The sequence below is a fragment of the Fusibacter sp. genome (assembly GCF_057447755.1).
The window spans coordinates 1-11,746 of sequence record NZ_JBVBZF010000096.1 but is presented as its reverse complement, the minus strand read 5'-3'; the positions used below and the strand labels follow the sequence as shown (position 1 = coordinate 11,746).

Sequence of the window (11,746 nt, the reverse complement as noted above, 5' to 3'; positions counted from 1 at the left end):
GGAACAACTACGGAAAAACCTAATAGCTGAATGAGGGCAACAACAAAAATAGGCCCGACAATTCGGCTCGCTGGGAAATGAATTGCTTCAAAAATACGGTAGCCCAAATAGCTTGCCGAAAAGAGAATGATTAATGGAATGATTGAATTCAAAGGGGTGCCTCCGTTCTTAATCTTAATAATATTATATGCTTTTGAACAAAGTTTTCAATCTTATAAAAAAAAGACTTGAAATGAAAAAGTGGACTTGATATAATGAGGTCAAGAAAAGGGTAAACGTTTACCCTAAAAGGAGAGCCACATTTGAAAGTGACAATCAAAGATATTGCTCGAATGGCAGATGTATCTATTGCAACTGTTTCAAAAGTCATCAATAAGAAAGATGCGAAAATATCTCAAGAGACGAGAGATCGTATTTTTAAGATCATTAAGGAAACAGGTTATGTGCCTAATCGTGTTGCAAGCAGCATGATTACCAAGGAAACAAAGAGTATTGGCCTTGTTATACCTAATATCGCCAATCCATTTTTCCCTGAGGTAGCACGTGGCGCAGAAGACAAAGCCAGTGAAGAGGGCTATAGTTTGATTCTTTGCAATACGGACGATGATGTGACAAAAGAGGATGCTTATATTGCCATGTTACAGGAAAAGATGGTGGATGGCATAATATTCACAGCCTCAAGTAGAAGGTTAAAAATAAGCGAATCGCTTAAACATATAAATATTCCCATTATTTCACTTGACCGTGAGCTGGAAGGCTTAAACGCTCAAGGCAAAATAACAGTGGACAATATTACAGGTGCTTACGAAGCCGTTAAATACATGCTGGATAAGGGCTATAAAAGGGTAATTCATCTCAGTGGGCCGGCCACAAGTATGCCGACTAAGCTGAGGGTGGAAGGCTACAAAAAAGCGCTAAAGGCCTTTGGTTATCCTGATGAAGAGGTGCTCATCTTTGAAGGTGATTATACCAGTGAATCAGGTTATGAGACGATTGAGAAAGTTATCGAAATGGGCATCGCCTTCGACGGCGTTTTTTGTGGAAATGATCTTATTGCCATAGGTGCCCTTAAAGCCTTGAAGAAACATGGTAAGATCGTGCCTTATGAGGTAGGTGTTGTGGGATTTGATGACATCTACTTGGCACAGATGATTGAACCTGAACTTACCACGGTGAGTCAGCCTAAGTATCTTATGGGCTATAAAACGGTAGAGATGCTGATTCAAATGCTCAATCATTCAGAGGTTGAAAAGACAGAAGAGGTTTTAAAGACAAAGTTAATCATTAGAGATACAACGAGATAGAGAGTTTAAAAACTCTCTATAAAACAGGCGGGTTAAACGTTTACCTAAATTTGATAAGGAAAGGGATCTTGTATGAAAAAAATAAATGTGCTGGGCAGCTTAAATATGGATTTGGTAACTCTTGTTCACAAGACACCTACAGTTGGAGAAACAGTACTTGGAAATGGATTTGTACAAATTCCTGGTGGTAAGGGCGCAAATCAAGCCGCAACAATAGGAAGACTTGGTGGCAATGTTTCAATGATTGGGAAAGTCGGTGGAGATGATTTTGGTGGGCAATTGATCGAGAGTCTTAAAAGGGATCTTGTCGAAACTTCAAATGTCCTGAGGTCAAATTCTGAACCCACTGGAACAGCCCTTATTATGGTCAACGAATCAGGTGACAACTCAATTGTGGTCATTCCTGGAGCCAATTTTGAATTAAAAACAGATGACGTTTCAGCTGAAATTCTGGATGGCGATTATCTCGTCGCTCAATTGGAAGTACCGCTTGAAATCATAGAAAAGAGCTTTAAAATTGCTAAAGACAAGGGTGTTACAACTGTTTTGAATCCTGCCCCTGCGAAAGAACTGCCACGATCAATCCTAGAAAATGTTGATTTATTAATCCCCAATGAATCAGAGTTTAGACTGTTAACAGGTTGTGATCCGAAAGATGAAATAATGCTTGATCGTGGGGTCAGTGATTTAATTTCTAAAGGCACCCAAAAAATATTGATTACACTGGGAGAAGAGGGGGCTGTCCTTTGTGATGGCAAGACTAAAACTTATTTCAGTGCACAAAAGGTAACGCCTGTGGACACCACAGCGGCTGGAGACAGCTTTATAGGCGGCTTGCTCTATGCATTATCTAGTGGTGAATCCCTTGAAGAGAGTATTGCTTTTGGTACATTGGTGGCTGCAATCACAGTTACGAGAAAGGGCGCGCAAAGTTCATTGCCCACAAGACTTGAAGTCAAAGAAAGGTTTGGTGTGTAAAGATGTATAAAGGGAAATTGTTGAATTCAGACTTATTGGCGATCATAGGTCAAATGGGGCATACAGACATGCTTGTTATAGGTGATGCGGGGCTTCCTATACCAGAACATGTAAACCGAATTGATTTGGCATTAAAGCAGAGTGTACCTAGCTTTTTAGAGACCTTTGAAACAATCATGACTAGTCTTCAAGTGGAATCTGTTATTTTGGCAGAAGAAATTAAAACCATGAATCCAGAGGTTTTAGAGGGGATAAGCAAATATTTTGCTGAGGAACAAATAACTTTTGTGTCTCATGAAGCTTTCAAGGCAAAAACGGCTTCTTCGAGAGCTGTTGTTAGAACAGGCGAATGTACACCATATGCCAATATTATATTAGTGTCGGGAGTGACGTTTTAATGGAAAAAATTCTATTGCAAATGAAGGGCGTTGAAAAAGAGTTTCCGGGGGTTAAAGCCCTTGATGGCGTCTCACTGAATGCTTATGAAGGAAAAGTGATGGCTTTATTGGGTGAAAATGGTGCCGGTAAGTCAACCTTGATGAAGATCCTTTCTGGTGTTTACAAAATGACGGCAGGTGAAATTTTCTTTGAGGGAAAGCCCGTTCATTTTAAGAATACCAAAGAGTCTCAAGACGGTGGCATCGCCATTATTCATCAAGAGCTTAACTTAATTGACCACCTTACCATTGGTGAAAACATCTTCTTGGGTCGAGAACCGCGTAATGCCATGGGCGTCATAAAATGGAAGGTCTTGTACGATGAGGCCGAAAAACTTATGCAGACACTCGGTATGAAGGAAAATGTCAGAGAGAAAGTGGCAAACCTCAGCATTGGCAAGAAGCAAATGGTTGAAATTGCAAAGGCCCTATCGATCAATGCCAAGTTGATAATCATGGACGAGCCAACGGATGCCTTAACAGATAAGGAGACCTTGAGTTTATTTGAGGTTATAAAGACCTTAAAGGCTCAAAATAAGGGGATTATCTATATTTCTCATCGGCTTAAAGAAATCTTCGAAATATGTGATGATGTCACTATCCTAAGAGATGGTACCTTCATTGCAGAGCATCCAGTTTCTGAAATAGATGAAAATAGGCTTATTGAAATGATGGTGGGTCGAAAGCTTGAAGAGCTTTATCCTAGGCTCGAGGTGGAAATTAAAGCCCCAATTCTCAAGATAAAGGGACTAACCAATAAACACGTTAAAAACATTAATTTTGAGCTCAAGGAAGGCGAGATACTTGGTGTTGCAGGCCTAATGGGCTCTCAGAGAACTGAGCTTGCCAAGACAATCGTAGGTGCGATTGCCTCTGATGAAGGTGAAATACACTTGCGAGGGGTTCAAAAGAAATTTAAAAATACAGGTCAAGCCATTGAAAATGGTATCACATACGTTTCAGAGGACAGAAAAGGTGACGGCCTTATTCTCAGTATGACCATCAAAGAAAATATGAGTTTATCGGCCCTTAAAAAGATGTCCAGAGCCTCTATCATCGATAAAAAGGCGGAAGATGAGAAGACGGAAACCATGGTGTCAGGGATGTCCATAAAGACGCCTTCAGTCAATCAATTGGTGAAAAATCTTAGTGGTGGCAATCAGCAGAAGGTGAGTATCGGCAAGAGCTTGCTGACAAATCCTGATATCCTCATCTTGGATGAACCGACTAGAGGGGTTGATGTAGGCGCAAAGAAGGAAATTTATGAACTCATGAATCAATTTAAAAAAGAGGGAATGAGCATCATAATGATTTCCTCAGAAATCCCTGAAATACTAGGCATGAGTGATCGCGTTATGGTCATGCATGAAGGCAGTGTTTCTGGAATTTTGGATATTAAAGAGGCCACTCAGGAGAAAATTATGAAATTGGCCATTGGGAGTAGGGAGGAATAGGTTTAATGAATATTAATCTTAAGTCAATGCTAGTTAAATACAGATCAGTTATAGGACTAATCCTATTTTCGTTGATTATTTCAATGCTTAATGATCGATTTTTGACCATGTCTAACATACTGAATGTATTGAGACAGACATCCATAAATTCTATTATCGCCGCTGGGATGACCTTTGTAATCCTAACAGGGGGGATTGATTTATCCATAGGATCGACCCTCGCATTTACAGGCGCCACAAGTGCCTTCATGATATTTAGTGGTGTTCATCCTCTACTTGCAGTGATCTTTGCACTTGCACTTGGTATGGGCATTGGAATGATGAACGGGGTCATTATCAGTAAAGGCAGACTTCAGCCCTTTATTGTGACGCTTGCTACAATGACGATTTTACGAGGCGCTACCATGGTTTTCACAAATGGTAAGCCGATTTCCACGGGTTATGAAGCCTATGGGGAGCTCTTCAACAAAATTGGTGAAGGGTATTTTCTGAACATCCCTAATCCCGTACTCATTATGATTGTCATATTCTCATTTGGATATTTTATCCTTAAGAATACGACTTTTGGACGTTATGTTTACGCACTTGGCGGCAATGAGGATGCAACTCAATTATCTGGTATTAATGTTGATCGAATCAAAATATTCGTTTATGGTATCAACGGCTTACTTGCAGCACTTGCAGGGATCATTATCACCAGTCGTTTATCCTCTGCACAGCCAACAGCCGGAAGCGGTTACGAGCTTGATGCAATTGCAGCTGTTGTACTGGGCGGTACGAGTCTGGCTGGAGGTGTAGGTTCCATATTGGGCACCATTGTCGGCGCTTTGATTATTGGTATTCTCAACAATGCACTAAATTTAATGAATGTTAGTTCTTATTATCAATTGCTACTAAAGGGCTTGGTCATCTTGATTGCAGTTCTTTTAGATAGAAAACAAAAATAGTTTAAGGGGAGCGTAAAAATGAAAAAAATATTAGCATTACTATTAATTATGTTACTTGCATTCACTGCACTTGCAGGATGCGCAAAGGCTGCAGAACCAGCAGCAGAACCAGCACCAGCAGAAACAACTGAAGCAGCACCAGAAACAACACCAGCACCTGAAATGGCAACAAAAATCGGTTTAGTACTTTCAACACTTGATAATCCTTTCTTTGTAACCTTAAAAGAAGGTGCTGAAGCTAAAGCTGCAGAGCTTGGCATTGAATTAATCGTTTTAGATTCACAAAATGACCCAGCTAAAGAGCTTGGTAATGTGGAAGACTTATTAACTCAAGAAGTAAGCGTGATCTTAATCAATCCTACAGATTCTGATGCAGTTGTAAACGCAATCAAAGCAGCTAATGCAAAATCTATTCCTGTGATCACACTTGATAGAGGTGCAAATGCTGGTGATGTTGTGGCGCATATTGCTTCTGATAACGTAGCAGGTGGTAAAATGGCTGGTGAATATGTAGTGGCTCAGCTTAATGGCACTGGTAAAGTGGTAGAACTTGAAGGTATTGCTGGAACATCAGCAGCTAGAGACCGTGGTCTTGGTTTTAACACTGCACTTGAAGGCACTTCAGTTGAAGTTGTTGCAAGACAAGTTGCTGACTTTGACCGTACTAAAGGCTTATCAGTAATGGAAAATATTCTTCAAGCACAACCAGAAATCAACGCTGTATTTGCACATAATGACGAAATGGCTCTTGGTGCTTTAAAAGCAATTCAAGCATCTGGCAGAGATATTATCGTTGTTGGGTTTGATGCAACAGATGATGCTGTAAAAGCAGTCGAAGAAGGTACTTTAGCAGCTACAGTGGCTCAACAACCAGATATGATTGGTAGCCTTGGCGTTGAGTTTGCTCAAAAAGTATTAAACGGCGAAACTGTTGATGCATTTGTACCAGTTGACCTAAAATTAATCACAAAATAATCTCTAATAGCGATTATGGGCAAAATTTTGTAGGGTCATTTAAATTAATTTAATTTGTTTGACATCAAAATTGGCTTATGTTAAGATGTCAGTAACTTAATAGAATCTTCAGGGCAGGGTGCAATTCCCTACCGGTGGTATAGCCCACGAGCCGCAAGGTATGATTCGGTGTAACTCCGAAGCCGACAGTAAAGTCTGGATGAAAGAAGATCAATAAATCCCATATATGCTTTATTGAATTAAATACAATTCAATAATCAGCATATGGTAATTTTGCGAACGAGCTCTGAAATGTTTAATCATTTCAGAGCTTTTTTAACGATAAAATTCGTTATTGGATATAAGCATAAGTTAGAGCCTCTTCGCTGTACTCAGCCAAAGAGGGTTTGTAAATTTCTTATGAATGTTACCAGCAAACCTTTTAAAGCCCTGATTAGAATCAGGGCTTTTTTGTGTTGTATAAAGCAAAATTTGAGCCAAAAGCTGTGATGAGGAAGGTTCAGCCTCAAACAGCGTCAGCGAAAATTGGTTTGAGTCATCGAGAGACGACTCAAATCTTGTTGAAAATGAAAATGATATGAGCATGATTGCTATTTAAGGATTTGATAATGAGAGGAGAACGACCTTATGAACCATGATTCCTATATGGCCTTGGCCTTAGAGCTGGCACAAAAGGGCCAAGGTGCAGTGGCCCCCAATCCAATGGTAGGCGCTATTATTGTGAAAGATGACAAAATCATAGGGCAGGGCTATCACGCGGTTTACGGCGGTCCACATGCAGAAATAAATGCCTTTTCTTCATGTTTTCAAGACCCAAAAGACGCAACCCTCTATGTGACACTTGAACCCTGTTGTCATTATGGAAAAACGCCCCCTTGTACGGAGGCGATTATAAGGCATGGTATCAAGACGGTCGTCATAGGCACTCGAGATCCAAACCCAAAAGTTAGTGGGAAAGGGGTTGAAGCGCTGAGGGCAAATGGGATTGAAGTCATAGAAGATGTTCTTCTTGAGGCCTGTGTCGAAATCAACAGGGCCTTTATACATCACATTAAAACTCAAATGCCCTATATTGCCCTAAAATATGCCATGACAATAGATGGCAAAATAGCAAGTAAAACAGGCCATTCAAAGTGGATTTCCAATGAAGCCTCTAGAGAGCGGGTACAGGAATTGAGAAAGCAATTTCATGGCATCATGGTTGGTATCGGAACTGTTTTGAAGGACGATCCCCTACTCACCTATAGGGCAAACTCAGCGTTTAACCCGATACGCATCATATGTGATCGAAGGCTGGAAACCCCTTTGCATTACAATATTCCCCTGACATCTCATGATGTCAAAACTTATTATATATGCTCAGAGCTTTACCTTGAAAGTCAAGAAGGTCAGCAAAAGGCTGAGGCACTTAAAAAAAGAGGTGGCCTCATTGTTGGGGTTCCAGAAAAAAATGGTCATATTAACTTGACCCTTGCCATGAAGCAGATGGGTGAACTTGGCATCCAGAGTATTTTACTTGAGGGTGGTAGCCGCCTAAATGAAGCCATGATCGCATCGCAACTTGTAGATTATCTTTACGCATTTATAGCGCCTAAGATATTAGGGGGTGAAACCGCCTATACCCCCGTGAGTGGCCTTGGTGTGGAAACCATGGGAGATGCTGTCATCCTTAAACTTGAGAAGATGACTTTCATCAATGAAGATATTTTATTGGAATATGGTTTTGAAGATAGAGGTGAGAAATGTTTACAGGATTGATCGAAGAGCTAGGTAGCGTTAAAAAAATGGTAAGGGGCAATCTGACATCAAAGCTTGAAATTAGTGCCCGCTTGGTAGTCTCCGATGTTAAGATCGGCGACAGCATTGCTGTAAATGGTGTGTGCCTGACGGTGATTTCCTTTGATGCAGGAACCATGGTGGCAGATGTTATGAACGAGACTTTATCCCGGTCTAGCCTCGGCAAGCTGAAGAGTGGCGATGTGGTGAATTTGGAACGCGCCATGAAAGCAGATGGTCGGTTTGGGGGACACATGGTCTCAGGGCATATAGATGGTACTGGTGAGATTACCATGATAAAGAAAGATGGCATCGCCATGATTTTTACCATAAAGGCATCAGAAGACATTCTGAAATATGTTGTGGAAAAAGGGTCCATTGCCATAGATGGCATTTCTCTAACGGTGATGGGGGTAGACCAGGGCACTTTCAAAGTGAGTATCATCCCACATACGATTGCGCAAACCACACTTCATCATAAACGCATGGGTGATGTGGTGAATTTGGAAGTGGACATGGTTGGCAAATACATTGAAAAATTCTTAAAGGGCAATCATAAAGGCGGTATATCCCAAGCTTTTCTGACTGCAAACGGATTTTAATAGAATGTGGATCGTCTAGTTTCAAATAATCAAAACAATTTTCATAAATGAAAAGCCAATAAGATAAGTCTAATTTATAGTCAGAAGGAGAAGAGACATGTTTAAATTTGATTTGGTAGAGGACGCATTAGAAGCATTAAAAAGAGGCGAAATGATCATTGTAACAGATGATGATGACAGGGAAAATGAGGGTGACTTAATCTGTGCAGCAGAGTTTGCAACCACGGAAAACATGACCTTTATGGCAACCTATGGCAGGGGCTTGATCTGTATGCCCATGAGCCTTGAAATCGCAAGCAGATTGGCCTTACCCCAAATGGTGACACAAAATACAGATGCCCATGGCACTGCATTCACTGTTTCGATTGACCATATCAACACGACTACAGGTATATCAGCTTCAGAAAGAGCGCTTACAGCAAGGATGTGCGTAGAGGAAACCTCTTTGCCAAGCGATTTTAGAAGACCCGGACATATGTTTCCACTACTCTCAAAGCCAAATGGCGTTCTTGAGCGAAATGGCCATACAGAGGCGACGGTTGACCTTATGAAGCTATCCGGTCTTAAAGCATGCGGTCTTTGCTGTGAAATGATGAATGATGAGGGTGAAATGATGAGAACTCCTGAACTCATGGACTTTGCCAATAAGCATCAAATGAAATTCATTACCATTAAAGATTTACAGGATTATAGAAAACGCAATGAAAAACTTGTCTCAAAGGTATCCATTACAAAAATGCCGACAAAGTATGGTGATTTCATGGCGCATAGCTATATTAACCTCTTAAATGGCGAACATCATGTGGCATTGGTCAAGGGAAAGCTCGACCTGGAGTCTCCAGTACTTTGTAGAGTGCATTCGGAATGCTTGACAGGAGACGCTTTTGGTTCATGCAGATGCGACTGTGGTGACCAGCTCGCAAGGGCCATGGAAGCCATTGAAGCGGCAGGGAGTGGTGTCTTGCTATACCTGAGACAAGAGGGAAGAGGAATAGGCTTAATCAACAAGCTCAAGGCCTATGAGCTTCAAGATCAGGGCATGGACACGGTTGAAGCTAACCTAGCCCTAGGCTTTGAAGAAGATCAGCGAGAGTATGTTATAGGGGCTCAAATCCTAAAGGATTTAGGGATTAAAACATTGAGCCTATTAACGAATAACCCTCTTAAGATTGAAGGATTAGAGGATTTTGGGCTTGAAGTTATTGAACGTAAACCCATCCAGATTGCATCGACGATACATGATGCTTTTTATCTAGAAACGAAAAAAAATAAAATGGGACATTATTTATAGGAGGATATTATGAAAACGTTTGAAGGAAAATTAGTTGCAAGGGACATAAGAATTGGCATTGTTGCCGCTAGGTTTAATGAGTTTATTGTTTCAAAGTTATTGGGTGGTGCTATTGATGCCTTGACGAGACATGAAGTCAGTGAAGACCAAATTGACATTGCTTGGGTACCAGGGGCTTTTGAGATTCCCCTTATTGCATCAAAAATGGCAAAATCGAATAAGTATGACGCAATCATCTGTTTAGGGACTGTTATCAGGGGTGCAACCTCACACTACGACTTAGTCTGTAGTGAGGTGACAAAGGGTATCGCATCTGTATCTCTAAATGAAGGCTTACCGGTGATGTTTGGCGTGGTAACAACAGATACCATTGAACAAGCCATCGAGCGTGCGGGTACAAAATCTGGCAACAAGGGCTTTGATGTGGCAACGGGTGCTATTGAGATGGTAAACCTAATCAGGGGCATAGAAGCATAGAAGCATATAGATATTGAGATATAGAAACATAGAGATATAGAGATATAGAGATATAGAGATATAGAATCATAGAGATAAAGAAGTTGTTAACCGATCTCAAAAAGACAGAAATGCGCTGAAATTAACCCCTTAATTCAGCGCATTTTTTTGACATTTATTTTGAGTATAAGTTTGTTTATGCTTTTAAAGCCGAGCAAGAGACAATCATTTTACAGATGATGCTTAGCCTTTTGGACGCCCAATGGTGATATCGTTTACATAGACGGCTTCGTCAAGACTTATAGAGACGATGTGTTTTGCAACAGCCTTTGGATCCATAAACGTTTCAACTGCATAGCCTGAAGGTGAGTCGTTCCAAAATGGGGTCTTCATGCCACCTGGAAAAACGTTGATGACTTCGATTGGCGTATCGGACAGTTCGTCTCTAACAGATTCTAAAAATCCGCGTGCCCCCCATTTGGCGGCATTGTAGATGGTTTCATTCCGTTTTCCCTTTAATGCTGCAGTAGATAAAATGCTTATGATTCTTTGCCCTGATATTGGGTATTTCTGCATATAGGGAATGAGCTTGAGGGTGATTAGCATGAGCCCAGTCAAATTGGCATTTAAAACGGCGTCAATGTCTTTTTTTTCAATTTGAGAAATGGCACCGTAGAAGGCGGACCCAGCAACATTGTAGAGGGCCTTAACAGGCCATTTATCTTGTTCAAGTTGATTTACAAAATTAGATACTTGAGATTCATCCGCGATATCAAATGGAAAAACATGAACCTCAATTCTTGGATTGATGACACTTAGACTTTGCTTTGCAGCTTCCAGCTTTTCAGGTGAACGCCCAATAATGATTAAGTTTTGGTTCTCATGAGCCAGTGCCTTTGCGATTTCAAGCCCTAACCCAGAACTGCCTCCGGTGATTACAGAATACATGGCTTCTCCTTTCAAAAATACAACTTAAGTTAGCTTAAATATACTAGAGAGTGCTTAGAATTTCAAGGGCTTAATGTTTCAAATTCCAAAGAAAGGATATTTTAAAAGTCCAAAATCTGTTAAAATAGAAGAAGATAAAAATGATGAATGAAGAGAGGTAGACAAATATGAAATTTGGACATATTGGCATAAAGGTATTAGACATTGAAAAGACTTTAGAGTTTTACAAGACGATTTTAGAAGCCAAGGTCTTAAAGGATTATCAATATCCAGACAGCAGATTGGTCTTTTTAGAGGTTGGCGGCACGATTATTGAGCTTATTTCAAAAGCCTCCAATGAAGAGCGGACTCTAGGACCAATTGAACATATTGCCTTTAAAGTAGACAGTCTTGAAACGGAAATGGAAAAACTCAAGGCTCAGGGCATTGAATATTCAGAGCCTAGAATTGTTGGGTCTGCCAAGATTGTATTTTTTGATGGCCTCAATAATGAAAAATTTGAATTTGTGGCGAGAGTTTAATCGTCAGATGAAACGTGGGTGAATATTATGCTTGCATATATAGAGGGAAATGCCTTT

General features: G+C 40.6%; 12 protein-coding genes and 1 riboswitch. Of the genes, 11 read left to right on the top strand and 1 reads right to left on the bottom strand.

Features of this window, described 5'->3' with window-relative positions:
• The first annotated feature begins 308 nt into the window (after positions 1-308).
• The 10 genes from AC220I_RS11940 (at position 309) to ribH (ending at position 10,241) form a co-directional block, all read left to right on the top strand.
• Positions 309-1,304, top strand: a complete 996-nt coding sequence (locus tag AC220I_RS11940) for a LacI family DNA-binding transcriptional regulator (protein ID WP_486724064.1) — start codon at positions 309-311, stop codon at positions 1,302-1,304.
• 72 nt (positions 1,305-1,376) lie between these two features.
• Positions 1,377-2,282 (top strand): ribokinase, encoded by a 906-nt coding sequence (gene rbsK / locus AC220I_RS11935; protein WP_486724063.1) that lies wholly within the window; start codon positions 1,377-1,379, stop codon positions 2,280-2,282.
• A gap of 2 nt (positions 2,283-2,284) precedes the next feature.
• Positions 2,285-2,680, top strand: a complete 396-nt coding sequence (gene rbsD / locus AC220I_RS11930) for a D-ribose pyranase (protein ID WP_486724062.1) — start codon at positions 2,285-2,287, stop codon at positions 2,678-2,680.
• The gene (locus tag AC220I_RS11925) at positions 2,680-4,173 is read left to right on the top strand and encodes a sugar ABC transporter ATP-binding protein (protein ID WP_486724061.1); all 1,494 of its coding nucleotides are present in this window, start codon (positions 2,680-2,682) and stop codon (positions 4,171-4,173) included. The genes rbsD and AC220I_RS11925 overlap by 1 nt, the downstream gene beginning before the upstream one ends.
• 5 nt (positions 4,174-4,178) lie before the next feature.
• Positions 4,179-5,120, top strand: coding sequence for a ribose ABC transporter permease (gene rbsC / locus AC220I_RS11920; RefSeq protein ID WP_486724060.1), 942 nt, complete (start codon positions 4,179-4,181; stop codon positions 5,118-5,120).
• Positions 5,121-5,138: 18 nt separating this feature from the next.
• On the top strand, positions 5,139-6,095 hold the full coding sequence (rbsB, locus tag AC220I_RS11915; RefSeq protein WP_486724059.1) for a ribose ABC transporter substrate-binding protein RbsB: 957 nt from the start codon (positions 5,139-5,141) through the stop codon (positions 6,093-6,095).
• Between the two features lie 100 nt (positions 6,096-6,195).
• Positions 6,196-6,310: riboswitch (FMN riboswitch) on the top strand.
• Between the two features lie 412 nt (positions 6,311-6,722).
• Positions 6,723-7,853: a bifunctional diaminohydroxyphosphoribosylaminopyrimidine deaminase/5-amino-6-(5-phosphoribosylamino)uracil reductase RibD gene (ribD, locus tag AC220I_RS11910; RefSeq protein ID WP_486724058.1), complete on the top strand. Its 1,131-nt coding sequence runs from the start codon at positions 6,723-6,725 to the stop codon at positions 7,851-7,853.
• Positions 7,838-8,473 (top strand): riboflavin synthase, encoded by a 636-nt coding sequence (locus AC220I_RS11905; protein WP_486724057.1) that lies wholly within the window; start codon positions 7,838-7,840, stop codon positions 8,471-8,473. The genes ribD and AC220I_RS11905 overlap by 16 nt, the downstream gene beginning before the upstream one ends.
• Positions 8,474-8,570: 97 nt before the next feature.
• On the top strand, positions 8,571-9,764 hold the full coding sequence (locus AC220I_RS11900; RefSeq protein ID WP_486724056.1) for a bifunctional 3,4-dihydroxy-2-butanone-4-phosphate synthase/GTP cyclohydrolase II: 1,194 nt from the start codon (positions 8,571-8,573) through the stop codon (positions 9,762-9,764).
• 9 nt (positions 9,765-9,773) lie between these two features.
• Complete coding sequence (gene ribH, locus AC220I_RS11895) at positions 9,774-10,241, top strand: 6,7-dimethyl-8-ribityllumazine synthase (RefSeq protein WP_486724055.1); 468 nt, start codon at positions 9,774-9,776, stop codon at positions 10,239-10,241.
• A 222-nt stretch (positions 10,242-10,463) separates the two neighbouring features.
• Here ribH and AC220I_RS11890 read toward each other — a convergent pair whose 3' ends face one another.
• Positions 10,464-11,168 carry an SDR family NAD(P)-dependent oxidoreductase gene (locus AC220I_RS11890; protein WP_486724054.1) on the bottom strand — a complete coding sequence of 235 codons (705 nt, stop codon included), beginning with the start codon at positions 11,166-11,168 and terminating at the stop codon, positions 10,464-10,466.
• Positions 11,169-11,335: 167 nt separating this feature from the next.
• On the opposite strand from AC220I_RS11890, the gene AC220I_RS11885 reads away from it, so the two are divergent.
• The gene (locus tag AC220I_RS11885) at positions 11,336-11,689 is read left to right on the top strand and encodes a VOC family protein (protein WP_486724053.1); all 354 of its coding nucleotides are present in this window, start codon (positions 11,336-11,338) and stop codon (positions 11,687-11,689) included.
• Positions 11,690-11,746 lie beyond the last annotated feature (57 nt).